The organism is Verrucosispora sp. WMMC514, assembly GCF_027497295.1.
Classification (GTDB): Bacteria; Actinomycetota; Actinomycetes; order Mycobacteriales; family Micromonosporaceae; genus Micromonospora; species Micromonospora palythoicola.
Window position 1 is genome coordinate 2,808,344 of record NZ_CP114906.1, and the last position, 24,340, is coordinate 2,832,683.

At 72.0% G+C, this 24,340-nt stretch carries 26 protein-coding genes; 14 read left to right on the top strand and 12 right to left on the bottom strand.

What is annotated here, in order from left to right; translation table 11 throughout:
- Positions 1 to 5 precede the first annotated feature (5 nt).
- Together purL and O7597_RS12570 are read left to right on the top strand one after the other, a co-directional pair.
- Entirely contained in the window at positions 6 to 2,816 is a 2,811-nt protein-coding gene (gene purL, locus O7597_RS12565; protein WP_281582793.1) for a phosphoribosylformylglycinamidine synthase subunit PurL, read from the top strand.
- A 4-nt stretch (positions 2,817 to 2,820) separates the two neighbouring features.
- A complete protein-coding gene (locus tag O7597_RS12570; RefSeq protein WP_281583244.1) occupies positions 2,821 to 3,576 on the top strand; it encodes a 2-phosphosulfolactate phosphatase in 756 nt (251 codons plus the stop codon).
- Positions 3,577 to 3,733: 157 nt separating this feature from the next.
- Here O7597_RS12570 and O7597_RS12575 read toward each other — a convergent pair whose 3' ends face one another.
- Complete coding sequence (locus O7597_RS12575) at positions 3,734 to 6,016, bottom strand: carboxypeptidase regulatory-like domain-containing protein (RefSeq protein WP_281583245.1); 2,283 nt, start codon at positions 6,014 to 6,016, stop codon at positions 3,734 to 3,736.
- Positions 6,017 to 6,118: 102 nt separating this feature from the next.
- On the opposite strand from O7597_RS12575, the gene O7597_RS12580 reads away from it, so the two are divergent.
- From O7597_RS12580 to amcA, 5 genes are all read left to right on the top strand, one after another.
- Entirely contained in the window at positions 6,119 to 6,481 is a 363-nt protein-coding gene (locus O7597_RS12580) for a sterol carrier family protein (RefSeq protein WP_269740398.1), read from the top strand.
- A gap of 163 nt (positions 6,482 to 6,644) precedes the next feature.
- Positions 6,645 to 8,204: an amidophosphoribosyltransferase gene (gene purF / locus O7597_RS12585; protein ID WP_281582794.1), complete on the top strand. Its 1,560-nt coding sequence runs from the start codon at positions 6,645 to 6,647 to the stop codon at positions 8,202 to 8,204.
- A 64-nt stretch (positions 8,205 to 8,268) separates the two neighbouring features.
- The gene (purM, locus tag O7597_RS12590; RefSeq protein WP_210939082.1) at positions 8,269 to 9,423 is read left to right on the top strand and encodes a phosphoribosylformylglycinamidine cyclo-ligase; all 1,155 of its coding nucleotides are present in this window, start codon (positions 8,269 to 8,271) and stop codon (positions 9,421 to 9,423) included.
- A 176-nt stretch (positions 9,424 to 9,599) separates the two neighbouring features.
- Positions 9,600 to 10,703, top strand: coding sequence for a cyclophane-forming radical SAM peptide maturase AmcB (amcB, locus tag O7597_RS12595; protein WP_332317180.1), 1,104 nt, complete (start codon positions 9,600 to 9,602; stop codon positions 10,701 to 10,703).
- Positions 10,672 to 10,908 carry a multiple cyclophane-containing RiPP AmcA gene (gene amcA, locus O7597_RS12600; RefSeq protein ID WP_269740395.1) on the top strand — a complete coding sequence of 79 codons (237 nt, stop codon included), beginning with the start codon at positions 10,672 to 10,674 and terminating at the stop codon, positions 10,906 to 10,908. Before amcB ends, amcA begins: the two co-directional genes overlap by 32 nt.
- Positions 10,909 to 11,054: 146 nt before the next feature.
- Here the strand turns inward: amcA and O7597_RS12605 are convergent, their stop codons facing one another.
- A complete protein-coding gene (locus O7597_RS12605) occupies positions 11,055 to 11,267 on the bottom strand; it encodes a DUF3073 domain-containing protein (protein WP_093403828.1) in 213 nt (70 codons plus the stop codon).
- Positions 11,268 to 11,561: 294 nt separating this feature from the next.
- Positions 11,562 to 12,644 carry a Glu/Leu/Phe/Val dehydrogenase gene (locus tag O7597_RS12610; protein ID WP_269740394.1) on the bottom strand — a complete coding sequence of 361 codons (1,083 nt, stop codon included), beginning with the start codon at positions 12,642 to 12,644 and terminating at the stop codon, positions 11,562 to 11,564.
- A 272-nt stretch (positions 12,645 to 12,916) separates the two neighbouring features.
- On the opposite strand from O7597_RS12610, the gene O7597_RS12615 reads away from it, so the two are divergent.
- Positions 12,917 to 13,756 (top strand): hypothetical protein, encoded by an 840-nt coding sequence (locus tag O7597_RS12615; protein ID WP_269740393.1) that lies wholly within the window; start codon positions 12,917 to 12,919, stop codon positions 13,754 to 13,756.
- 252 nt (positions 13,757 to 14,008) lie between these two features.
- On the top strand, positions 14,009 to 14,218 hold the full coding sequence (locus O7597_RS12620) for a BldC family transcriptional regulator (RefSeq protein WP_007073996.1): 210 nt from the start codon (positions 14,009 to 14,011) through the stop codon (positions 14,216 to 14,218).
- Between the two features lie 100 nt (positions 14,219 to 14,318).
- Here O7597_RS12620 and O7597_RS12625 read toward each other — a convergent pair whose 3' ends face one another.
- Entirely contained in the window at positions 14,319 to 14,699 is a 381-nt protein-coding gene (locus tag O7597_RS12625; protein ID WP_269740392.1) for a PPOX class F420-dependent oxidoreductase, read from the bottom strand.
- A gap of 54 nt (positions 14,700 to 14,753) precedes the next feature.
- Between O7597_RS12625 and O7597_RS12630 the strand changes: the two genes are divergently transcribed.
- Positions 14,754 to 15,533 carry a methyltransferase domain-containing protein gene (locus tag O7597_RS12630; protein ID WP_281582795.1) on the top strand — a complete coding sequence of 260 codons (780 nt, stop codon included), beginning with the start codon at positions 14,754 to 14,756 and terminating at the stop codon, positions 15,531 to 15,533.
- Between the two features lie 77 nt (positions 15,534 to 15,610).
- On the opposite strand, the gene O7597_RS12635 is transcribed toward O7597_RS12630, so the two are convergent.
- A complete protein-coding gene (locus O7597_RS12635) occupies positions 15,611 to 15,907 on the bottom strand; it encodes a hypothetical protein (protein ID WP_269740390.1) in 297 nt (98 codons plus the stop codon).
- A gap of 194 nt (positions 15,908 to 16,101) precedes the next feature.
- Between O7597_RS12635 and O7597_RS12640 the strand changes: the two genes are divergently transcribed.
- Together O7597_RS12640 and O7597_RS12645 are read left to right on the top strand one after the other, a co-directional pair.
- Positions 16,102 to 17,028 carry a 3-hydroxyacyl-CoA dehydrogenase family protein gene (locus tag O7597_RS12640; RefSeq protein ID WP_281582796.1) on the top strand — a complete coding sequence of 309 codons (927 nt, stop codon included), beginning with the start codon at positions 16,102 to 16,104 and terminating at the stop codon, positions 17,026 to 17,028.
- On the top strand, positions 17,025 to 17,768 hold the full coding sequence (locus O7597_RS12645) for an enoyl-CoA hydratase/isomerase family protein (RefSeq protein ID WP_269740388.1): 744 nt from the start codon (positions 17,025 to 17,027) through the stop codon (positions 17,766 to 17,768). The genes O7597_RS12640 and O7597_RS12645 overlap by 4 nt, the downstream gene beginning before the upstream one ends.
- Positions 17,769 to 17,828: 60 nt before the next feature.
- Here the strand turns inward: O7597_RS12645 and O7597_RS12650 are convergent, their stop codons facing one another.
- Positions 17,829 to 19,190 (bottom strand): ABC transporter substrate-binding protein, encoded by a 1,362-nt coding sequence (locus O7597_RS12650; protein WP_281582797.1) that lies wholly within the window; start codon positions 19,188 to 19,190, stop codon positions 17,829 to 17,831.
- A 154-nt stretch (positions 19,191 to 19,344) separates the two neighbouring features.
- Here O7597_RS12650 and O7597_RS12655 point away from each other — a divergent pair, with 154 nt between their 5' ends.
- Positions 19,345 to 19,734 (top strand): hypothetical protein, encoded by a 390-nt coding sequence (locus O7597_RS12655; protein WP_281582798.1) that lies wholly within the window; start codon positions 19,345 to 19,347, stop codon positions 19,732 to 19,734.
- 34 nt (positions 19,735 to 19,768) lie between these two features.
- On the opposite strand, the gene O7597_RS12660 is transcribed toward O7597_RS12655, so the two are convergent.
- The gene (locus O7597_RS12660; RefSeq protein WP_164446642.1) at positions 19,769 to 20,281 is read right to left on the bottom strand and encodes an SRPBCC family protein; all 513 of its coding nucleotides are present in this window, start codon (positions 20,279 to 20,281) and stop codon (positions 19,769 to 19,771) included.
- A 197-nt stretch (positions 20,282 to 20,478) separates the two neighbouring features.
- On the opposite strand from O7597_RS12660, the gene O7597_RS12665 reads away from it, so the two are divergent.
- Complete coding sequence (locus tag O7597_RS12665; protein ID WP_281582799.1) at positions 20,479 to 21,663, top strand: hypothetical protein; 1,185 nt, start codon at positions 20,479 to 20,481, stop codon at positions 21,661 to 21,663.
- A 125-nt stretch (positions 21,664 to 21,788) separates the two neighbouring features.
- On the opposite strand, the gene O7597_RS12670 is transcribed toward O7597_RS12665, so the two are convergent.
- From O7597_RS12670 to O7597_RS12690, 5 genes are read right to left on the bottom strand one after another with little or no spacing between them, the layout of a single operon-like run.
- Complete coding sequence (locus O7597_RS12670) at positions 21,789 to 22,394, bottom strand: isoprenylcysteine carboxylmethyltransferase family protein (protein ID WP_281582800.1); 606 nt, start codon at positions 22,392 to 22,394, stop codon at positions 21,789 to 21,791.
- A 4-nt stretch (positions 22,395 to 22,398) separates the two neighbouring features.
- Positions 22,399 to 23,094 carry a cation transporter gene (locus O7597_RS12675; protein ID WP_281582801.1) on the bottom strand — a complete coding sequence of 232 codons (696 nt, stop codon included), beginning with the start codon at positions 23,092 to 23,094 and terminating at the stop codon, positions 22,399 to 22,401.
- Positions 23,091 to 23,438, bottom strand: a complete 348-nt coding sequence (locus O7597_RS12680; RefSeq protein ID WP_281582802.1) for a metalloregulator ArsR/SmtB family transcription factor — start codon at positions 23,436 to 23,438, stop codon at positions 23,091 to 23,093. Before O7597_RS12680 ends, O7597_RS12675 begins: the two co-directional genes overlap by 4 nt.
- A gap of 45 nt (positions 23,439 to 23,483) precedes the next feature.
- A complete protein-coding gene (locus tag O7597_RS12685; protein ID WP_281582803.1) occupies positions 23,484 to 23,921 on the bottom strand; it encodes a MerR family transcriptional regulator in 438 nt (145 codons plus the stop codon).
- The gene (locus O7597_RS12690) at positions 23,918 to 24,271 is read right to left on the bottom strand and encodes a hypothetical protein (RefSeq protein ID WP_281582804.1); all 354 of its coding nucleotides are present in this window, start codon (positions 24,269 to 24,271) and stop codon (positions 23,918 to 23,920) included. The genes O7597_RS12685 and O7597_RS12690 overlap by 4 nt, the downstream gene beginning before the upstream one ends.
- Between the last annotated feature and the right edge of the window lie 69 nt (positions 24,272 to 24,340).

Sequence of the window (24,340 nt, forward strand, 5' to 3'; positions counted from 1 at the left end):
ACGTCATGACCACGCACCCGGACCCGGTGCGGGAGAACCCGGAGGCGGTCCCGGCGCAGCCGGCCGCTCCGGCCCGGCACGCCGCCGTCCCGGCGGCCACCGACTGGGCGGACGGGGTGGACACCGTGCCGCGCGCCGCGGGCACCCCGGAGGAGCTTCAGCCGTACGCCGAGCTGGGGCTCGCCGACGACGAGTACGACCGCATCCGGCACATCCTGGGTCGCCGGCCGACCCAGTCCGAGCTGGCGATGTACTCGATCATGTGGAGCGAGCACTGCTCCTACAAGTCCAGCAAGGTGCATCTGCGGCAGTTCGGCGAGAAGGCCCCGCCGAGCGACCGGATGCTCGCCGGCATCGGGGAGAACGCCGGGGTCGTGCGGATCTCCGACGAACTCGCGGTGACCTTCAAGGTCGAGTCGCACAACCACCCGAGCTTCGTCGAGCCGTACCAGGGCGCGGCGACCGGTGTCGGCGGCATCGTCCGCGACATCCTGGCGATGGGCGCCCGTCCGGTGGCGGTGATGGACCCGCTGCGGTTCGGCGCCGCGGACCACCCCGACACCGCCCGGGTGCTCCCCGGCGTGGTCGCCGGGGTCGGCGGCTACGGCAACTGCCTCGGTCTGCCCAACATCGGTGGCGAAGTGGTCTTCGACCCCTGCTATCAGGGCAACCCCCTGGTCAACGCGCTCTGCCTGGGCGTGCTGCCGGTCGACCGACTGCAGAAGAAGGAAGCCACAGGTCCCGGCAACGTGGTGGTGCTGATGGGCGCCAAGACCGGCCGGGACGGCATCGGCGGCGTCTCGGTGCTGGCCAGCGCCACCTTCACCGAAGGCAGCGAGCAGCGTCGCCCGTCCGTGCAGGTGGGCGACCCGTTCATGGAGAAGCTGCTGATCGAGGCGTGCCTGGAGCTGTACGACGCCGAACTGGTCGTCGGTATCCAGGACCTCGGCGGTGCCGGCCTGACCTGCGCCCTGACCGAGACGGCCGCCTCCGCCGGCACCGGCATGCGGGTATGGCTGGAGCGGGTGCCGCTGCGCGAGCCGTCGATGGAGCCGCATGAGATCCTGGCCAGCGAGTCCCAGGAGCGGATGCTGCTGGTCGTCGCGCCGGAGAAGCTGGAGACGGTGCTCAAGACCGCCGAGAAGTGGGGCGTCTGGGCCACCGCGATCGGCGAGGTCACCGCCCCCGAGCCGGACGGTTCGCCGGGCCGGCTGCACATCACCTGGCGGGACCACCTGGTGGTGGACGTGCCGCCGGGCTCGCTCGTGGACGACGGGCCGGTCTACGCCCGGCCGATGCGCGAGCCGGCGGACCTGATCCTGCTCCAGGCCGACCGGGCCGAGACGCTGCCCCGGCCGGGCGACCCGGACACGCTGCGCGAGACCGTGCTGCGGATGATCGCCTCGCCCAACCTCTGCGACAAGACCTGGGTCACCGAGCAGTACGACCGCTACGTGCTGGGCAACACCGTGCTCGCCCAGCCGGAGGACTCGGGTGTGATCCGCATCGACGAGCGCACCGGGCTGGGCGTGGCGCTGTCCGTGGACGGCAACGGCCGGTACGCCCGGCTCGACCCGTATCAGGGTGCCAAGTTGGCGTTGGCCGAGGCGTACCGGAACGTGGCGGTGACCGGCGCCACGCCGATCGCGGTCACCGACTGCCTGAACTTCGGCTCGCCCGAGGACCCGGGCGTGATGTGGCAGTTCGCCGAGGCCGTCCGCGGCCTGACCGACGGCTGCGCCGAGCTGGGCATCCCGGTGACCGGCGGCAACGTCAGCTTCTACAACCAGACCGGGGCGGCGGCCATCCACCCGACGCCGGTCGTCGGCGTGCTCGGCGTGCTGGAGAACGTGGCCGACCGGGTGGCGTCGGGCTTCGTCCCGCGCGCCGGTGCCGACCACGACCAGCTCTTCCTGCTCGGTGAGACGCACGTGGAACTCTCCGGCTCGGAGTGGGCCTGGGTCGTCCACCAGCACCTCGGCGGCGTACCCCCGCACGTCGACCTGGACCGCGAGAAGCAGCTCGCCGGCCTGCTGGCCGACGCGGCCCGGGTCGGTCACCTCAGCTCCGCGCACGACCTCTCCGACGGTGGTCTCGCGCAGAGCCTGGTGGAGTCCTGCCTGCGCCACGGCGTCGGGGCCCGGATCGCGGTGCCGGAGCGTTTCGAGGGCACCTCGATGCCGTTCGTCTTCCTGTTCAGCGAGTCGGCCGGCCGGGTGCTCGTCTCGGTGCCGCGCGGACACGAGAAGGCGTTCACCGCGCTCTGCGGTGAGCACGGCGTGCCGTGGGAGCTGATCGGCGTCACCGACCCGACCGCCGACGCGCTGGAGGTGCACGGCCAGTTCCGGATCAGCCTGGACGAGCTGCGCGAGGCGTACACCGGCACCCTGCCGGCGCTGTTCGGCGGCGTGCAGCCGTTCGAGGTGACCGCACCGGCAGTCGCCGAGGTCGTCATCGACGCGCCGGCCGGCGGGGTCGACCAGGACGCGGCGGCGCAGGCCGAAGCACCCGGCGCGACGACCGCTGCTGAGCCGGCCTCGGAGCCGGCCACCAGCCGGCAGCAGGCCGAGCAGACCGACGGCGAGGCTCAGTCCGCACCGGCGTCGGCCGGAACCGCGCCGTCGGTGGACCCGACCGAGGAGGCGGCCGACCGGCCGGCCGAGCGGGCCACCCCGCCGGTGCGTACCGGTCGCGTCGCGGCGCCGTCGGCCGAGGCCGCCGGTCCGGCCGACTCGGCGGGCAGCCACGAGGCATCCGGGGCGGACGCTCCGCAGCACGGTGACACCGAGCAGCCCCCCGCGCCCGACGAGCGCTGAGGCGCTGGCCGCGGCCGTTTCCGCCCAACCGGGATCGGGGGTCCGGTTCGACTGGGGCCTGGCGGGTGCGGCCGAACTCGGCCGGGTCTGCGCCGCACTGGTGGTGGTGGACGTGTTGTCGTTCACCACCACCGTCGAGGTGGCGGTGGGTCGGGGGATGCGCGTGCATCCGTTTCCCTGGGGTGAGCAGGCCGCCGCGTACGCGCGCCGGGTCGGCGCGGTCGCCGCGACCGGCCGCCGGCAGGTCACCCGTGACCATCCGTGGTCGCTGTCCCCGGCCGCGCTGAGTCGGGCTCCGGTGGTGACCGACCTGGTGCTGCCGTCGCCGAACGGTTCGGCGATCAGCGCCGCCGCCAGCGCCACCGGGCTGCCGGTGGTCGCGGCCAACCTGCGCAACGCCCGCGCCGTCGGGCGATGGCTGACCAGCCGGGGGTACGGCTCGACTGCCGCCCCGGTCGGCGTGGTGGCCGCCGGTGAACGGTGGCCGGACGGCTCGTTGCGCCCGTCGGTGGAGGACCAGCTGGGCGCGGCCAGCGTGCTGGACGCCCTCTCCGGGGCGCCCGGCGGGCTCTCGGTGGAGGCGGCCACGGCACTTGCCGCGTTGGCCAGCATCCCCGACATACCGGCGGCGGTCCGCGGCTGTGTCTCCGGCCGAGAGCTGATCGAGGGCGGCTTCGCCGAGGATGTCGAGATCGCGCTGCGCCTCGGCACCTCCGACGTCATCCCACTGCTGCGTCAGGGCGTCTTCTCCGCTGCCTGACCGCCCGCGGTGCCTGGCGTCGGCCGGACCGTCAGCCCGCACCCGCCGTCGCGTGGGCGACGATGAGTAGCGCGAACCGCATGTCACTCAGACATGAATCTTTCTGAGTGACATGCGGTCGTTCGGTCCAGTGTGGTTCGACGGGCCGGCACGTCAGCTAGTCGTCGAGCCAGTCCAGGCGGCGACCGCCACGGTCCTGGGGTGTGCCCTCCGGCCGGCCGCGGCCGGCCTGTGCCGGGTCGCCGTAGCCGCCTTGGCCGTAGCCACCCTGGTCATAGCCTTCGTCGTAACCACCGCGTTGGCGTGGGGGCTCCTGGCCGTACCCGCCGCCGCCCTGGCCGCCGCCGTAACCACCCTGGTCGTACCCACCACGTGACGGCGCGTCCTGGCCGTATGCGCCGCCGTAGCCACCCTGGTCGTAAGCGTTGTCGTAGCTGGTGTTGTCGTAGCCACCGCGTTGGTGCCCGGCGTCCTGGCCGTAGCTCCCGGCCGGCTGGTCGTACCCACCATTCGGCGACGCGCCGTAGCCGCCACCGGACTGGCCCGGAGCGTAGCCCCGGTTCGGGTCGGCCTGGCCGTAGCCGCCACCCGACTCACCCTCGCCGTAGCCGCGAGTCGCGTCGCTCTGGCCGTATCCGCCCGGCTCGCCGTGCCGGTAACCCCGCGTCGGGTCGCTCTGACCGTACCCGCCGGTGGGCTCGTTGCGGCCGTAGTCGCCGCCGGCCTCGCTCCGCCCGTAACCGCCCGGCTCGGACTGGCCGTAGCCCGGGCCGCCGGCGTCCGGCTGGTACATCCCGGTGGCGTACGGGTCGGCGGGGGCCGGGTAGGCCGTCTCCTCGCCCTGGTAGCGGCCGGTCGGCTCGTCGTACCGCTCGCCGTAGCCGCCACCCGCCGGGGGGTAGTCCGGGCCGGCGTTGCCGGCACCGTAGTCGCGGCTGCCGTAGCCGCCGCCCGCCGCCGGCCCGTTGCCGTAGCCGCCACCGGAGGAGGGGGCGTTGCCGTAGCCACTGCCGGAGGACGGAGCGTTGCCGTAGCCGCCACCGGAGGACGGGGCGTTGCCGTAGCCACTGCCGGACGAGGGAGCGTTGCCGTAGCCCGCGGCGCCGTAACCGCCCGGCTCGTCGCCGTAGCCGCCGCCACCGGACCAGCCACCCGGTCCGCTCGCGGCGCCGTAGGGCTGCGGCGGTGCGCCGTAGGGGTCCGGCGGGACGTCGTCGACCACCGGCTGGTGCATCATCGTCGGCGCGTTGGCCAACCCGGGGCCGCCGACCATCGTCGGGTCCGGTGCGGCACCGACCCGGTTCACCACCCGGGTCTGGTCGTCCGCGCCGGCGAACGAGCCACGGGCGGCCGGGACCGCGCCGGCCGGAGCACCGGCGGGCACGTCACCGTCCGGCTCGCCGTCCTCGTTCTCCTTGCGCTTCATCCACAGCAGCACGATCGTGCCGACACCGACGGCCACGAAGAGACCACCCAGCAGGATGAGCAGCCAGTTGCCGAAGCCACCGGAGTCCTCGTTGGAGGCCGGGGCCTGGGCGGCGGCGCTCTCGCCAGCGGTCTCCTCGTCCTCGCCGAGTTCGTCCTCGAACGGATCCTCGGTCGGCACCGCCGACTCGCTGGCCGACGGGCTGGCGCTCGGGCTCTCCGAGGCCGCCGCGATCGGCAGGGTGATCCGCCGTCCGGTGATGCTCTGCCCGGCGTTGGCGGTGAAGCTCGCCACGGCGTTCTTGTTCTCGGCGCTCGCGCCGATGTCGATCCGCCCGGGCGCGATCGGGTTGTCGCTGCTGCCGGTGAACCGGAAGTTGCCGTCGCCGTTGGTGGTGGTGTCCCGCTGCTTCCCGGCGCTGTCCTTGAGCAGGACGTACGCGTTCGGCACCGCCTCGCCGCCCTGGTTGACGACCTTGCCGGAGATCGACCGCACCGTCTGCGGCGCCTGCGTCGTCGGCGGTGGGTTGGGGCCCCGCACCGTCATGTCCCGCTCGTCACTGCCCTGGTCACCGCCGGCCTGGGCGGACACCCGCACCTTGCCGGAGCGCTCCTGACCAGCGGCCACATCACCCGCGACCAGGTTCACCGTGATCGGGTCTGACGTTCCCTGACCCGGAATCAGCTGGGCCGGAATGTTGCAGCTGCCCTGGCAGCTCAGACCATTGAAGGTGCTGACGGTGATCCTGAACGGCGTCGGTGCATCGTTGTTGTTCTTGACGGTGAACGTCATCGACGTTTGCTGGCCGGACTGGAGGGTACCGTTCGGCAGGTTCGTGATCTGGACGTCCGGGTCGTCGGCGAAGGCGGGTGTGGCTGGGACGGCGAGCAGGGCACCGATCATCAGCGCCACGACCACACCGGCCCGCTTGTGCCAGGCTCGTCGGTGTGTTGACACGTCCACCGCCTTCCGGACTGACCTCCCCTGGCCGGCGGGTGCCGGGCGGGGGAACATCACGGTACGAATACGCCGTCGGCAACTATGCCTTGTCCGGCCGGATCGGCGCGACCCAGGGCCAGCGTGACGGCCGGCGCGGTCACGCCGTATCGTCCCGTCGTGTCCTCTCCGTACATTAAGTCCGCCTCGGTAGCGGCGGCACTGTCGGCGCTCGATGAGGGGCGTGCACCCGAACGGTCGGTGCTCCGCGAGGCGGTCAGGGCCCTGTTGACCCTCCTCGCGGACCGCGCCCCCGGCCGATCGGTGGAGGTGCGAGTCCCACCTTACGGTGCAGTTCAGTGCGTTCCGGGGCCGCGACACACCCGCGGTACTCCGCCGAACACGGTGGAGATGGATCCGGAAACCTGGCTCGGTCTGGCCGCGGGGCGACTCGACTGGGCGCGGGCGGTCACGGAGGGTCGCGTAAAGGCGAGTGGCGCTCGCGCGGACCTGTCCGCCTATCTGCCCCTCGAACTGCGGTGACAGCCGAGATCGGATGACACAGAGCGCCGATAATGTGACTGTATGTGGCGACATGGATTCGCGTACACTGTCAGGCGACGACAGTGTGGTCCCCGGCCGAGAGGTGCGGAGCAACCCCCGTGGTTCCGCCAGGCCAGTCCAGACCAGCAAGAGGGAGCGGCAGGTGCCCCGAGGCGACGGCCGGCTGAGCCACGACCTTGATCCCCAGCGACCCGGCCCCCAGGACGCGTGTGGTGTCTTCGGCGTCTGGGCCCCGGGGGAGGAGGTCGCCAACCTGACCTACTTCGGGCTGTACGCGTTGCAGCACCGGGGGCAGGAGGCGGCCGGCATAGCGGTCAGCGACGGCTCCGGCGTGGTGGTCTACAAGGATCTCGGCCTGGTGGCCCAGGTCTTCGACGAGCCGACGCTGGCCAGCCTGCGCGGGCACGTCGCGATCGGGCACGCCCGTTACTCCACCACCGGCGCGTCGACCTGGGAGAACGCCCAGCCGACCATCCGGGCGACCAGTTCGGGCACCACCATCGCGCTGGCGCACAACGGAAACCTGGTCAACACGGCCGAGTTGCAGCGTGAGGTGGCCGAGCGCGGCCTGGGCACCGACGGTTCGACGAACGACACCTCGTTGGTCACCATGCTGCTGGCCAGCCGGCCGGATCTCTCTGTCGAGGCGGCCGCGCTTGAGGTGCTGCCGCGACTGCGCGGCGCGTTCAGCTTCGTCTTCATGGACGAGTCGACCCTCTACGCCGCGCGCGACCCGCACGGCGTGCGTCCGCTGGTGCTGGGCCGACTCGAACGCGGCTGGGTGGTGGCCAGCGAGACCGCCGCGCTGGACATCGTCGGTGCCAGCGTGGTCCGCGAGGTCGAGCCGGGCGAGCTGATCGCGATCGACGCGGAGGGGCTGCGGTCCACCAGGTTCGCCGCACCCGAGCCCAAGGGCTGCCTCTTCGAGTACGTCTACATCGCCCGCCCGGACGCCACCATCGCCGGCCGCAACGTGCACGCCGCCCGGGTGCAGATCGGGCGGCAACTGGCCAAGGAACACCCGGTCGACGCCGACCTGGTGATCCCGGTGCCCGAGTCGGGCACGCCGGCGGCGATCGGTTACGCCGAGGCGTCGGGCATCACCTACGGTGCCGGCCTGGTGAAGAACCCCTACGTCGGCCGTACCTTCATCCAGCCGTCGCAGACGCTGCGCCAGCTCGGCATCCGGCTCAAACTCAACCCCCTGCGCGAGAACGTGCGGGGCAAGCGTCTGGTCGTGGTCGACGACTCCATCGTCCGCGGCAACACCCAGCGCGCGATCGTGCGGATGCTGCGCGAGGCCGGCGCGGTCGAGGTGCACGTACGCATCTCCTCGCCGCCGGTCTCCTGGCCGTGCTTCTACGGCATCGACTTCGCCACCCGCGCCGAACTGCTCGCCAACGGCCTCGACAACGACGGCATCCGGCGCTCGATCGGCGCGGACACGCTGGGCTACGTCTCGTTGTCCGGCCTGATCGCCGCGACCGAGCAGCCGAAGACCCGACTCTGCCGCGCCTGCTTCGACGGGGAGTACCCGATCGAGCTGCCGGTCGGCAACCTGATCGGCAAGCACGTGCTCGAAGGGATCGGCCGCCGGGTCGCCAACCACTCGGCCGACGAGATCGGATCCGCCGAGCAACTCGTCCCGCAACTCGACAGCTTCGGCGACCTCAAACCGTCGGCGACCACAAACCGCCCGTAGCACCACCCGGCTGCGGCGCCGGTCACCGTCGACGCGACAGCCGAGAACCACTAAGGGGAGAACCGTGACGCACGTGTCCGAGCGCAGCGGCGCAGGAAGCAGCCCGAGCGGCGCTGGCGGGGACCGTCAGCCCTGGACGGCCGGCTCCGGCCGGCCGGCGCGCAAACGCGCGGTCTCGTACGCGGACGCCGGCGTGTCCATCGAGGCGGGTGACCGTGCCGTGGAGCTGCTCAAGTCGAAGGTGAAGCAGACCCGCCGGCCGGAGGTGATGGGTGACCTCGGCGGTTTCGCCGGCCTGTTCCGGCTGGACACCACGAAGTACAAGCACCCGATCCTGGCCTCCTCCACCGACGGCGTCGGCACCAAGCTGGTGATCGCCCAGCAGATGGACATCCACGACACGGTCGGCATCGACCTCGTCGCGATGGTCGTCGACGACCTGGTCGCCTGCGGTGCGGAGCCGCTGTTCCTGCTCGACTACATCGCCACCGGCGAGGTCGTGCCGGACAAGGTCGCCGAGATCGGCGCCGGCATCGCCGACGGCTGCCGGTACGCGGGCTGCGCGCTGCTGGGTGGCGAGACCGCCGAGCACCCGGGTGTGCTGCGCCCCGACGAGTACGACATCTCCGCCACCGGTGTCGGCGTGGTGGAGGAGAGCGAGATCCTCAGCTCCGAGCGGGTCGAGGTGGGCGACGTGGTGATCGCCATGCGATCGTCGGGCCTGCACTCGAACGGTTACTCCCTGGTCCGGCACGTACTGCTCGGCGCCGGCCGGATGCGACTGGACGTGGTGATCGACGACTTCGGTCGCCAGCGCACCCTCGGCGAGGAACTGCTCACCCCCACCAAGATCTACGCGCAGGACTGCCTCAAGCTGATCGCCGAGGCCGAGGTACGGGCGCTGGCCCACGTCACCGGCGGTGGCATCCCCGGCAACCTGGTGCGGATCCTGCCGGAACACGTGGACGCCGTGGTCAACCGGTCGACGTGGAAGCCGCAGCCGGTCTTCGACCTGGTCCAGTCCAAGGGCCGGATCGAGGACCCGGAGATGGAGGCGACCTTCAACATGGGCGTCGGCATGTTCGCCATCGTGTCGGCGGAGGACGCCGACCGGGCGCTGGCCACGCTCACCGGGCGCGGCGTCGACGCCTGGCAGGTCGGCGAGATCATCGAGGGCACCGGTGAGGTGCGGATGGTCGGGCAGCACACCCGAGGATGATGACTTTGCGCTGATCGTCCGACCACCTGATCAGGGCTTCACCCGAGTGGCCGTCGCCGCCTAGCCTGAAGGGCACCCTCGAGAGCTGCGGGGCGCGCCCAGGCCGGGTCGCGCCCGGCAGCCCAAGACCGCTACGGAGGAGGGCGATGGCTGCGCGGGGACGGTCATTGGGCGGGATGCGGGGCCTGGCCACCGTCCCGTCGTACGTCGTGATGCAGCCCACCACCCTCTGCAATCTCGACTGCGCGTACTGCTACCTGCCGTTTCGGGCGGCGGACCGGCAGATGCCGGTGGCGGTGGCCGAGGCGGTGGCCGCCTCGGTGAACCGCTGGGCGGCCACCGACCGGTTCTCGGTGGTGTGGCACGGCGGGGAGCCGCTGGCCGCCGGCCGGGAGCGGCTGGCGGCGCTGATGGCGCCCTTCGGGCCCGAGGTGGAGCACCACGTCCAGACCAACGCCACCCTGATCGACGACGCCTGGTGCGAGTTCTTCGCCCGGCACCGGATGCGGGTGAGCGTGAGCGTGGACGGGCCACGGGAACGCAACGGTGAGCGGGTCACCCGGGCGGGCCGGCCGGCGTACGACCGGATCGTCCGCGGGGTGGCCGCGTTGCGTCGGCACGGGCTGCCGTTCTCGGCGCTCGCGGTGGTCAACGACCCGTCCCCCGGCCGGGCCACCGAGCTGTACGACTACTTCCTCGATCTCGGTTGTGAGGTGCTCGGCGTCAACATCGAGGAGACCGAGGGCGTCAACACCCGGGACAACGCCCATGCCGCCCCGGTCGTGACCGGGTTCTGGGCCGAGCTGGTCTCGGCCTGGCGTCGGGATCCCCGGATCCACCTGCGGGAGGTGGAGTGGTCGTTGCGGTACGCCGCGGCGGTGCTGGACGGTACGGCGGACGACCTGCTGCCCGGCAGGCTCGACCCGATACCGACGGTGGCGTACGACGGCTCGGTCGTGGTGCTCTCGCCCGAGCTGGCCGGCTTCACCGATCCGCGCTACGGCGACTTCTCCAGCGGAAGCGTGCTCACCACCCCGTTGCACACCATCCTGGCCGCCGCGGCGCGCACGGCCTGGGTCGGTGAGTTCATCGACGGCGTGGAGGCGTGCCGCTCCGCCTGCCCGTACTTCGGTTTCTGTGGCGGAGGCCACGCGGCGAACCGCTACTTCGAGCTGGGGCGTTTTGACGGTACGGAGACCGAGCACTGCCGCAACAGCAAGATCCGCCTACTGGAGGGAGTGTTGGAGCATGCCCGAGACCACCAGTCACCGGCAGCCTGAGACCGCGACGGGAGACGAACCCGACCGGGTCGCCGACCGGGTGCGGGCGGTCGCTGCCGGACTCAACGCCCTGCTCCACGAGGCCGAGGTCGCGCGTCGACTACGGGCGGAGGTGGCCGGTGGCGACGGAGCCAGTGCGGTCTGCGCCTGGAACCACTTCGAGAACATCCCGACGTTCTACAACTGGAACAACCGTCCCCGCTGACCCGTCCGTGCCGAGGGCCCGTCACGCGCCGGAGCGTAGTTCCGGCCGTGGTGGGCCCTCGGCTCGTCGGGTGCTGCACGCCGCCGCGTAGCGGGCACATGCGTGAGCACGCGGGGAGTCACCGCGTGCTCAGATGTGACCGGGGGTCAGCGGGTCGGACGGACCCAGTTGTCCGGGTCGTCGTCGGAGTGGTCCTCGTCATCGTCGACGTACTCTTTGTAGTCGTCGTCGAAGTTGCGGTCCGACTTGCCGCTGCCGCCGAGTTCTCGCTGCAAGGCGGCGAGGTCGGTGTTCGGGGAGTGGTACTTCAGCTCCCGGGCCACCTTTGTCTGCTTGGCCTTAGCACGGCCGCGCCCCATGGCTCGACCCCCTCGCACAGAATGCGGGGCAGCCCGAAGGCGGGCCCCGATGACGTCAGGCATCTCTCGTGGCTCTTACGGTACATGGGGATGCCACCGTTCGGCACCTCGGGTTACCTACGACCGCGACCGCGCGTTGCGGTCATCAGGACGTCACCCAGTGTACCCGGTAAGGAGCGATGCTGGGATCGGTCGTGACATGAGGCAAATCTCCACGAACACGTCGTATGTTCAGATTAGCCCGACCGGGGTGTCGAGGGCGGGACCATCGGGCCCCGCCCCGACGACGCGTCGTCAGCGCAGGTGAATCGCGCGCAGCCGGCCGATCTCGGCCATCCGCCGCTCGGCCAGCCGGTCCGCCGCCACGGCCGGCGGCACGCCGTCGGTGTCGGCCAGGCGGAGGATCTCCCGCGTGGTGTCGTAGATCCGGGTGGCGCGCAACTTGGCCCGCTCGAAGTCGAAGCCCTCGATCTCGTCCGCGACCTGGATCACACCGCCGGCGTTCACCACGTAGTCGGGCGCGTAGAGGATGCCCCGGTCGGCGAGCAGCTTCTCCACGCCGGAGTGGGCGAGCTGGTTGTTGGCCGCCCCGGCGACCACCTTGGCCCGCAGCGCCGCCACCGTGTCGTCGTCCAGCGCGCCGCCGAGGGCGCACGGGGCGTACACGTCGATGTCGGCGGCGACCAGGGTGGAAGCGTCGTCGACGAGGTGGACCTCGGGGTGGGTGGTACGCGCCCAGTCCAGGGCGCGCGGGTTCACGTCGGTGGCGACCACCTCGGCCCCGTCCTCCGACAGGTGACCGACGAGGTACTTGCCGACCTTGCCCAGCCCGGCGACGCCGACCCGCCGACCGCGCAGCGTCGGCACGCCCCAGACGTGCTCGGCCGCCGCCCGCATGCCCTGGAAGACACCCCAGGCGGTGAGGATCGAGGAGTCGCCCGCCCCGCCGTGCTCGACGCTGCGGCCGGTGACGTACCGGGTCTCCCGGGCGATCACGTCCATGTCCGGCACGTAGGTGCCGACGTCGCAGGCGGTGTAGTAACGACCACCGAGGGACTCCACGAAGCGGCCGTAGGCGCGCAGCAGCGCCTCGCTCTTGATCTGCTCGGGGTCGCCCCAGATGACCGCCTTGCCGCCGCCCAGGTCCAGGCCGGCGAGGGCGTTCTTGTACGCCATGCCGCGGGAGAGGTCGAGCACGTCGGCGAGCGCGGCCTCTTCGCTGTCGTACGGGTAGAACCGGGTGCCGCCGAGCGCGGGACCCAGCGCGGTGGAGTAGATGCCGATGATCGCCTTCAGGCCGGTCTGCTTGTCCTGGCAGAACACGACCTGTTCGTGACCCGTGGACTCCGGGTCGTCCGTGGTGGCGAATACGCCCATGACTGGCTCCTGTGTCGGCGGGCGCCCTCGTGAGGCGCGGACCTGGTCAACCCGGCGGGGATGCTGCCGGTGCTGCGAGCCTAGTATCGGCGGGCGTCGCGCCGTACCCCAGTGGTCGCCGTCCCGCCCCTCGGGCGGTCCGTCCCGGCCCCGCCTCCGCGCCGCGGACGAGGCGGCGCGCAGTGCTTTGCCCGGGTTGCTCCTGCCGGCGCGTCAGGTCGCCCGGTGACGCCGAGCAACGCTCGGCTTGCCGTTCGTGGGAGGATCGCGCCGTGCCGTCGCTCTTCGCTTCATACCTGCGCGTGTACGAGCCGCTGACCGCCTTCGACCGGGACCGCCAGTCCTACTGGCGGCGCTACGTCGAGCAGGGGCGGGCCGTGGCGCCGGTCGAGGGGCCCGGCCGGCAGCGGACCTCGGTCATCGAGGCGCTCGGTGCCGGGTGGACGCGGCTGCCGGATCTGCCGGACGAGGCGTACGTGCTGGAGACCGACGAGACGCTGCTGGTGTGCCCGTGGAACCTGCGGATCCGGGTGGCCGAGGCGGCGTTGAGCGCGCGGGACGGCGTGCCGCCGGTGCTGGCCGACGCCTTCGTGCCGCCGGTGCTGGCCGGGCAGGCCAAGGCGGTGGTGGAGGACTGGCGCAGCGGCGCCCGGGTGCTCGAGCACGGCGTTCCGCGGGTGCACGAACAGATCGCCACCTGGGGCGTACCGCTGCGCTGGTTCGTGCTCTTCGAGGCGCAGGAGCGCAACCATGTGACCGTCCCCGACCGGCGCTCACTGCGCTTCCGGACGGAGATCTCCAAGGCTCGCCGTCGCTCGTCCCGGGCGCTCGCGGTGCTCCGCAAGTCGGTCGGCGACGCGCCGATCACGGAGGCGGTCGAGGAGGCGGCCCGCTGGCTGGAGGAGTTCCACCCGCGTTCGGTGGTGGAACTCGACTACGGCGGGCTGGTCGAGCTGCTCTCGGACGAGACCCTGGCCGAGGACGACTCGCCGGAACTGGTCGCGGCCGGGTTGGCCGGGCTGTCCCGGGGCGAGGCGGAGGAGGCGTCGGCCGCGTACGACAAGTTGGTCGCGCGATGGCGCGCGGTGCAACTTCTGGAGCGCTGCAACTAGGGGGCTAATGTCCCAATTTCCCGGCGCAACGCGAGGTTGCTTCGTAGTTGACGCATCACGAACCGTGATCATGAGTCCGAATAAGTTACTTTGTGGCGTGTAAAAGTCGTATAAATCGGGCATGGTTCATCCGTCCGTCTAGGGACGTTCGGCCGTTCGGCCCATGTCGGACATCGGGGACTAGCCGGACCATGGGAGACGCGTCGGCCGGCGGGACCCCGGCCGATGTCTATACATGTGGAGGAGTGACCGATGGCATCGCGAACGCACGAACCAGAGCCGCTACTCACACCGGCCGAGGTGGCGTCGATGTTCCGTGTCGACCCGAAGACGGTGACCCGTTGGGCGAAGGCTGGCAAGCTGAGCGCCATCCGGACCCTCGGCGGTCACCGCCGATACCGCGAGTCTGAGGTCAGGGCACTGCTGCAGGGACAGATTCCGCAGCAGCGCCAGGGGGACTGACCACACGGTTGATAACAGAGCTTCACGAAGGGCGGCGGACCGTGGTCCGTCGCCCTTCGCCATGCCCGGGGCCGGCGTACCCGGGCACCGGGCCGCGACGTCAGTCGGTCAGCTCGACCCGGATGCCCACCGTGCCACCCTCGCCCCGGCGCAGCCGGCTGCCGAGCAGGGTCAGCCGGCCGATCACCCGGTACTTCTGCTTGATCAGGCCACGGATGCGGTTGGTCGCGCCCGGGTCGTACAGGCTCGCCCGGGCCGGCACCGCCTCGCCGTGTGGCCGGCCGCGTACGTCGCAGGGAGCCACGGTGACGTGCCCGCTGCGGCGGATCCGCTTCACCTTGCCGGCGTCGGCCGCCGACCACACCGCCAGGGCGTCGCCGTCGCGGACCGCCCAGACCGGGGTCGGCACCGCACGACCGTCCTTCCGGAACGTCGTCAGGAGGATGTACTTTTCGGCGGAGAGGCGGTCCAACGTGGTCACGCCGCCAGGATACGGGCGCTGCGGCCAACTGACCGGCCGGATAGCGTGAAGCGCGTGACGGGGGAACCACGAATCGGTGACGTCTTCGGGGAACTGCTGCGCGACGCGCTGGCGGTGGCGACCGGCATCGGTCCCCGGCCGCTGGCCGGTGGGCGCCTGCCCCGCCCGGTCATCGAGATCATCGAGCGGGACGACGGGCTGGTCAACGGCGCACCGGCCGCGCACTATCTCGACGGACCACAGGACTGGCAGCCGCACGACCACCGGGCGGTCGACCGGGTCCGCGGCGCGACGCTGGACGTCGGTGTCGGCGCCGGACGGATCGCGTTGCTGCTGCAGGAGCGGGGCGTACCGGTCACCGGGCTGGACACCTCGGCCGGCGCGTTGCGGGTGTGCCGCCGCCGGGGCGTACGCGACCTGGTGCACGCGACCGTGGACGAGCACGCCGCGAGCGGGCGGCGGTACGACACCTTCCTGCTGCTCGGCAACAACCTCGGCCTGCTGGAGGGGCGGGAACGGGCGCCGGCCTTCCTCGCCGCGCTGGCGGCGGTGGCCCGACCCGGCGCGCAGCTGATCGCGCACGGCACCGACCCGTACGGCACCCGCGATCCGGTGCACACCTCGTACCACGAGCACAACCGGCGGCGGGGCCGCCTCGGTGGGCAGTTACGGCTGCGGCTGCGCTACCGCGAGCTGGGCACACCCTGGTTCGACTACCTGGTCTGTTCGCCGGAGGAACTCGCCGAGCTGGTGCACGGCTCGCCCTGGCAGCTGGTCGACGTGGACAACCAAGACGCGCCGTACTATCTCGCCACCCTGCGGCTGGCCCGCTGATCTCGACGCAGCGCCCGCGAGAACGTCAGAGGGCCCCTGTTGCACCGGAGGCGGTGTCAGGGGCCCTTCCGGACGTCTCAGACAGTGATGGTCGGCGGCAGCGGCTCCGGGGGGAGCCCGCCGTCACCGTCGACGATCTCGTCGGGCTGGCCGTCCTCGTCGATGTCGACCATCGTGACGTCCACCTTGCCGTCGCCGTCGGTGTCGAACTGGAACAGGTCGGCCTTCCCGTCACCGTCGGTGTCGACCACCCACACGTCGGTACGGCCGTCGTTGTTGGTGTCGGCACGCAGCAGCTCGACGCGCTCGTCGCCGCGCGTCTCGACGGTTCCCTCGGCGCCCGCGCCGTCCACGGTCTCCGGTGCCTGGCTCATCTGCTCGTCCTTCCCTCGGTTGTCGGCGATCTGTACCCGATCCCGTCTGCCCCCACGCATGGGACCGCAGCCGGCGCTGCATAGGGTCGCAGCATGACTGAGCGGAGCGTACGGGCCGATTCCCGGCGTGGCGGCGACCCCGCGCGCCACGGGCGTCGGCCGGGGGCGGATTCTCACTGTGCGGTGGTGTCGTGATGACGGAACGGTTCGTGGTGGTGGGCGCCGGCACGATGGGTCTCGGCATCGCGTACGTGGCGGCCGGCAGCGGACATGCCGTGGAGCTGGTCGAGGTGGACCGGGAGCGGGGTGCCGCCGCGGTGCGGCAGCTCGCCGAACTCTGGGCGCGGGCCGTGCGGCGAGGCAGGCTCGACGCCGAGCAGGCGGAGGCCAACCAGGCGCGGATCACGCTGCGGGCAGGGCTCGCCGAGGTGGCACCGGCACCGGACGTGATCGTGGAGGCGGTACCGGAACGGGCCGACCTGAAACGGGCCGTGCTCGCCGAGGCGGAGGCGCTGCGGCCGGCGCTGCTGGGCAGCAACACCTCGAGCATCCCGATCGCCGATCTCGCGGCCGGGCTGACCCGGCCGGAGCGCTTCTGCGGGCTGCACTTCTTCAACCCGGTCTGGGCGATGGCGTTGCTGGAGGTCGTGGTCGGGCCGGCCACCGCGGTGGAGACCACCGACGCGGCCGTCACGCTCGCCGGCCGGCTGGGCAAGGATCCCGTCGTGGTACGCGACACGCCGGGCTTCGCCACGTCACGGCTCGGCGTGACGCTCGGGCTGGAGGCGATCCGGATGGTCGCCGACGGGGTGGCCAGCCCCGCCGACATCGACAAGGCGATGGTGCTCGGCTACCGGCACCCGGTCGGGCCGCTGGAACTCACCGACCTGGTCGGTCTGGACGTGCGCCTGGACATCGCGCGGACGTTGCAGGCGGCGTACGGCGACCGGTTCGCGCCGCCGCCGCTGCTTGTGGAACTGGTCGCCGCCGGTCGGCTGGGCAAGAAGTCCGGGCACGGCTTCTACCGGTGGACCGACGGGGTGCGCTCGGGCGGCAGCGAACCGGTGGTGACCACTGGTGGTGTCCCGGGCGGTGCCGGGTCACCGGAGGCGGCACGATGAGCGGACTGCGGGTCGAGGAACGACCGGACCGGTTGGTGGTCACGCTGGACCGGCCGGAGAAGCGCAACGCCATCGACTCCGACCTGGTCGCGGCGCTGCACGAGGTCTGCGCCGAGTTGGAGGCACACCCCCGGATGCTGCTGCTGACCGGCGGCACCGACGGGATCTTCGCCGGCGGGGCGGACATCGCCCAGTTGCGGGAGCGCGGCCGGCTGGACGCACTGGCCGCGATCAACTCGGCGGCCTTCGCCCGGATCCGGGCGTTGCCGATGCCGACCGTGGCGGCGATCGACGGCCCGGCGCTTGGCGGCGGTGCCGAACTGGCGTACGCCTGCGATCTTCGGGTCTGCTCGGCGCGGGCGGTGTTCGGCCAGCCGGAGGTGCGGCTCGGCATCCTGGCCGGTGCCGGCGCCACGCACCGGCTGCCGGCGCTCGTGGGTGAGGCGCTGGCCAAGGAACTGCTGTTCACCGGCCGGCGGGTGGACGCGGCGGAGGCGCTGCGGATCGGCCTGGTGAACCGGGTGGTGGCCACGCCCGACGAGTTGCTGCCGACGGCCCACGGTCTGATCGACGAGATGGCCAAGGGCTCGGCGCTGGCGCTGCGCTTGACCAAGCTCGCCGTGGACGCGCCGACCGCCGCGCATCCACAGTTGGACCTGGTCAGCCAGGCGGTGCTCTTCGCCGACGAGGAGAAGCACCGCCGGATGACGGAGTTCCTGGAGCGGCGGCGCGGGCGCTGACGCGCCCGGAAACGGCGACGGCCGCACCGTGTCGCGGTGCGGCCGTCGGTGTCGACCGGCTCAGGAGGAGGTGAGCGCGGCCAGCGGTACGTCGGCGTCGGCGAGTGCCCGGATCACCGCGGCGGACTCGCTGAAGCCGATGATGAGCACCGCGTCGGCCCCGAACTGCTTGATCTGCTTGGCGCCCTCGCCGAAGTTGATCGGAGCGGCCTCGGCGTCCTCCCCGGGCTCGTACCCGAGCAGCTTCACCTTGTCGCCACCGAAGCCGGCCCGCTCCAGCTCGGCCCGGACGACCTCCTGGAGCCCCTTGCCGTACGAGTCCGCCCGCGCCACGATGGCGATCTTCTGCGGGCCGTCCCGGAGAATCACGTCGGCCAGCGCCCGACCCTGCAGACTGTCCGGCGGTGCGGTGCGGAAGTAGAGACCCTTGTCGTCGGCCTCGGTCAGATCCGCCGCCGTGTTCGACGGCGAGAACAGGATCAGGCCGGCGTCCACCACGTCGGGCAGCACGGCCGCGGAGATGCCCGAGCCACCGGCACCGATGATCACGTGTACGCCGGCGTCGATGTGCCTGGCCACGGTCGCCTTGGCCACGGTCGGGCTGGTGCCGTCGTCGCCGTCGATCCAGACCACGTCCTCGCTGAGCACCCCACCGGCCGCGTTGATCTCCTTGAGCGCCAGCGCCGCACCGGCCGCGATCGGCGGGTTGGCGATAGCCAGGTCACCGGTCTTGGGGAGCAGGCCACCCAGGACCAGCGGGGCGCCGCTGTTCGGGTCGGGGAAGTTGCCGTCTTGCCGCTTCGCCTTCGGCGGCTTCTTCTTGCTCGCCGCCGCCTCGTCGCCGGCGCCGACGAACTCCGTCTTGGCGTCGTTGAGCTGTTGACCGTCGAAGTGCAGGGTCGCGTAACTGGCGGTGGCCGGCTCGCCCGCTTCCGTGAAGCCGGCCCGGGTGATCGACACGCTGCGGTACTCGATGTCGGTGCCCTGGCGGGCCAGTCGCAGGCACTGACTCGCGGTGGTGCAGCTGGTGCCGTTGTTCGTGACGCCCACGATCTGCTTGGCGATGTCCGCGGGATCGGTCGACCCGGCGAGCTGTGCCGCCAGTGCGCTGATCAGCACCGCGTCGTACGCCTCGGCGGAGTAGAGGTAGTCGGTCAACTTCGGGTCCACGGACCGTAGCCGGTTCTTGAAGTTGTCCGGCAGCGGCGTGAGCGGAGTGGTGCCCTTCATCCCGTCGACCAGGCCGGCGCGATCCTGCAACGCCTCCGGGTAGGAGTTGAGCATGTTGCCGTCCGTGCCGTAGAGGCGCACCTGTTGGGTGGTCGCCTCCTCGGGCTGCTCTTCCCCGCAGGCGCTGGTGGCGAGCAGGACCGTGGCGCAGACAGCCAGGATGGCCGTCCGCGAGCCGCGCGACATGTACATGGTCGTCCTTCCTCGGGCGAAGGTCCGCTGCGCAGACTAGCGTGCCGTGACGGGCGGCGGGACCGTGGAGGCCGGTCTATCCGCAGGTCGCCTTCACCATGTGCGGAGAGTAACCATAGTGGGTTCCTTGACCGGCACCCGTACTGTGCGGTCCGTGACCGACTCGCCACAGCAGATGTTCGAGGACGCCGCCGCCATTCTCAGCTCGGCCCTCGACGGGGACTCCGACGCGGTGGTGGGAACCTTCGACGCGGTGGTCGACCGGGCCGGCCTGGCCGGCGCGTACGACGTGGCGTGGTGCCTGGCCGCGACGATGGTGGGGGATCCGGTGCCGCCCGGATCCTGCGCGCTCGATTTTCCCGGCATCGACCAGGCCGGGTACGACGCCCGGTGGGTGGCTCGCTTCGTCAGCGCGTACGCCAACGCCGACCTGGACACCGCCCGGGCGCTGTTCGGCGCGGCGGCCGCCGACGGGTTGCTGCCGGAGTGTCTGCTCACGCTTGCCGGCTCGACCGTGGCGACGCTGCGGCAGCGGGCCGCCTGACCGTCCGCGTCGGTGGTCGCGCCCGGCTCGGCGCTCATGCGGGCGAGTGGATCAGTGTCGCGGCGTAGCGGGAGAGCAGTTCGTGCCAGCCGGCGGTCAGCGCCCGCCGGTAGCCCTCGGCGGCGCTGCCGTGCCGGTCGAAGTGCCGGTGTGCCACCTCGATGAGGGTGCCGGCCTCGGCGGGGGTGAAGAGCACCTCGACCTCGCTGGCCCGCGCCGGGTCGGGCACCGGTGCGCGATCCGCGCTGATCTGCCAGGTGAACACCAGGCGGCGGGGCGGATCCCAGGTCAGCACGCGCCCCCAGTCGGTGCGGAACCCGTAGGGGCCGACCTCGTAGAGCATCCCGCCGGGGCGGGGCTCCATGCCCAGCTCGGCCAGGAGGGTGGGGCCCGACCAGGTGTACTCCATCACCCACCAGTCGGCGAGCCGTCCGGTGAAGACCTCGTACGCCCGGTCGGCGGAGGCGGGGACGAACAGGGTGCTGCGGAGTGCGAACCGTTCAAGTTCCTGCTGGATGTCGGTAGGATCGGCCATCCCCTGTCCCATAGGCCCGGACCATACCGGCTCATGCCCCGGTGCGCAGCTTCCTCCGATGTCTGTCCCGCCTGATGATCGCCGTACTCGTCGACGTCGATCGACCAGGCACTGTCGATCCGCCTCCCCGCCGGGATGGCCGTCCGGAGAGCGGGTATGCGCGGCGGGACGTCGCCGGGCGGTCCGCGACGGTGAGGCGGAGCGGGAACATGACAGACAGCGAAGAGTTCTCGGTGCCCGGTGCGGGACGGCTGATCGGTCCGGACGGCGGCGATGTGCCGGAGCCGGACGTGCTGCTCGACGTTCCGCAGGTCTCGGTCAACTCGATCAAGCTCTCCGTGGACCGGTTGGACGCCGACCTGTCCCTGCGTGCCCGGCTCGCCGGTCTGCTCCAGCTCGACGCCGGTGTTCGCGTACACGTCGAGGGCGTCGAACTCGACATCGACGGCGTGGAGGCGCAGGCCCTGCTGAAGGTGCGCCTGGAGAAGCTGGTGACGATCCTCGACCGCGCGCTGACCACCATCGACCGGAACCCGCAGGTGATCGACGCGCTGGCCCACACCGCGAGCGCGGCCTTGGCGGACGTGAACCGGGTGGCGGACGATGCTGCCGGTGTGGTCGAGCAGGTGGCTTCCGCTGCTGTGCCCGCCGCCGGTCCGACCGTGGTCCAGACCGAACCCGCTGTCCGGCGGCCTGGCCTGATGACGGACCGGGCCGCACCGGTCACCGCCCGGTCCACCGAGAGGGCGGACCGACCGTCTGGCCGGCTGATCGGCGAGCGGGAAGATCCCACCGACCCTGCGGAGCCGGCGGCCGGCGGCCCGGGCCCGGCAGCGGGGCGGCCGGGCGGTCCGGGTCCGGCGGCCGGTGGGTCGGGTCCGGCGGCGGGGCGGCCGGGCGGTCCGGGTCCGGCGGCCGGCGGTTCGGTGCCGGCGGCCGGCGTTTCGGGTCCGGGAGCTGGGCAACCAGGTGGTGCGACCGACGACCTGGGGCAGCAGGTGGGTGCCATCGGTGCGGTCGCCGACCGGGCACCCGGCCGCGAACCGGACAACCAGGCGCAGGTCCACAGTCAAGGCCGGGAGGACGACCAGGCCCGGGACCAAAACCGGAACCGGAATCAGAGCCAAGGTCGCCAGACGGAGCGGCCCGAGGACCGGGATGCGAGTCGAGGTCGGGACGTGGGCCGGGGAGCGGGGCCGGAGGAACCGGCCGAGCGGCATGGCCGGGGCGGCGAGGGGGCTGCCTCGTCGGAGCACGGCCCGCCCGGCCACGACGAGACGTCCAGCACTCGGCAGTTGGCCGAGCAGGCGGGGGAGACGCTCCTACAGGCCGCGCGCAGCGTGTGGGAGGCGATCCAGAGCGGCATGGCGCAGCGCCGACAGCAGGACCGGTGAGCCGGTCGGAGTCAGCTGGCCCGACCAACCGCCACCGCACGAGATCCCGCAACTCGCGCTCTCTCCCTGCTCCGGAGGCCGCGACTTGCCGCAATCCGTTGCGCCTGACCGGCAGGAGATCGTTTTCAGCCGCTGAGCCGTCCCAGCCCGGGCAGGAAGCGGCCGACGCGTCCCGCGTAGCGGCGGTAGGCGTCACCGTGGGTGGCCATCAGGTACGGTTCCTCCACCGCACGGACCTGTACCTGCAGCGCCACGACCAGGACGCCCAGGGCGGCGAGTGCCGCGGCGTTGGGCACCATGAGGGTGAGGCCGAGCATGGTCACGGCCATGGCGGTGAAGATCGGATTGCGGGCGTACGCGAACGCCCCTCCGGTCACCAGTTCGGTGCGTTCGTGCGGGTCGACACCGATGCGCCACGAGGCCCCCATGGCGAGTTGGGCGGCGAGCGTCGCGCCGATGCCGACGGCGGTGACGACGAAGCCGGCCACGTGCAACGGTCGGTGATCCAGACCGGGCAGCGGAGGCAGACCGGCGAGGGCGGCGGCCGGGCCGGCGAGGCCGAGCACGAGGGCCGCGACGAACAGCAGCTTGGCCCACCACCGAAGCCGGCCGACCGGGCCGGCGTCGAGACGCAGGCCGGTGTCTCCGGTGCGCCGCCACTGGGCGAACGTGCGCCAACCGAACGCGAGCAGCAGGCCGAGCAGGTAGTGCAGCAGCGCGAGCCAGGCCATGGCGTCACACCTCCCGGTGGATGCAGCAGTTGTCGGCACAGCCCGAGGCCCGTCCGGTGGTCTCGGCGTTCGCAACCGGTCCGCAGTCGTCGCAGTGCTCGCCGCGCCACGCCTGCACGCCTTCCCTGACCGCGACCCCGGCGATGACGAGCGCCGCGAGCGGGTCCGCCCAGGACCAGCCCCACAGGGCGTTGAGGAGCAGGCCGACGAGCAGCACCGCGGACAGGTACGTGCACAGCAACGTCTGGGTGGAGTCGGCGATGACCGTGGCGGAGCCGAGCTCGCGTCCGGTGCGGCGCTTGGCGGCGACGAGCAGCGGCATCACGATCAGCGACGCCGCGGCCAGGCCGATCCCGACCGGGCTGGCCTCGGCGTCAGCACCGCCCAGCAGCGACCGGAGGGCGTCGACGGTCACCCAGGCGGCCAGAGCGAAGAAGGAGAGGCCGATCAGCCGCAGCGCCAGCCGTTCCCGGTCCTCGGGGACCCGGGAGCGGAACTGCCAGATCAGCACCGCCGCGCTGGACACCTCGACGAACGAGTCCAGACCGAAGCCGACGAGCGCGGTGGAGGAGGCCGCCGCTCCGGCGGCGATCGCGACCAGGCCCTCCAGGAGGTTGTAGCCGGCGGTGGCGTAGGCGAGCCACAGGCTGCGTCGGGACAGCACCGCCCGCCGTCGCGGCGTGACGGCCGACGTGCTCACGCCCGCGCCTCGGCGGAGGCACCGTACACCGGGCAAAGGGCGACCGCCGCGCCGGTGGCCGCCAGTAGCAGCTCGGCCGAGCGCAGCAGGTCCAGCAGCTCGGGTCGGGTCAACCCGTAGAACGACTGGCGGCCCTCGACCCGGTAGTCGACCAGCCCGCAGTCGCGCAGGCAGGCCAGGTGCTTGGAGACCGTCGACTGGGCCATGCCCAACTCGCCGGTCAGGTCCACCACCCGCGCCTCGCCGGCCGCGAGACGGCGCACGATGGCCAGCCGGGTCGGATCACCGAGGGAGCGGAACAGCGCCACGGCCGGGGTCGGTGCTGACGTGCAATCGATCGCCACGGGGCGATGATACCCGGATCTGGAGATGTATTTGCCCGGCGGGCGCTATCGCGGGTTTCGTCCCGCGAGTTCGGCGAAGGGCAGCGGGCAGCAGGGACTGTCGGCGCAGGCGACCAGATCGTCACAGCCGGCGGAGATGGCGGCGCGCAGGGTGTCGCGGACGACGGTCAGGTCCGCCAGCTTCCGCTCGACCTCGGTGAGCTTGCTCCTGGCCCGGGCCTGCAGACCGCCGTCCGGTCGACGACCGTGCCGGTGGCGGCCGGCGTCCAGCAGATCGGCGACCTCGTCGAGCGTGAAGCCGAGACGCTGCGCCGTCTTGATGACCCGCAGGAGATCGACCGTCTCGGCCGGATAGATCCGGTGCCCACCCGGTGACCGCTGGGGGGTGGCGAGCAGGCCGCGCCGTTCGTAGTAGCGCAGGGTCTGTCGGTTGACGCCGGCCGCGTCGGCCAACTCCCCACTGCGCAGCCCGTACGACGTCATGTCCGCTGCCGCACGGCCGCGACCCGGTCGGCGAGGGCGTCGAGCACGTCGACGTGCCCAGCTGGCACGCGAACGTCCAGGATCAGCGCATCCGGATCGGGCCGGAGCAGGTCGAAGACGAAGAACGAGCAGCACGACGACTCGCGGGCCGTCAGATCTCGGGCCGTCTGCTCCACCTGTGCCGCACTGTCCAGCCGCAACCGCAGATGCTGCGCCGACACCCGCTCCGCCGTTCGTACGGCGGCGCCGAAGAACCGATCGAACTCGGCGAGCCGCAGCGGCCGGTCCGCCGTCGGCAGGGTGCACGCGTCCGGCACCCACCCCGCTCCGATGATGTCCTGGGAACCCATACCTCGACGGTAAGCCGGTACCCAGGTACCGGATGCAAGCTCCGAGGCCGGGCGTTGACACCCAGATGC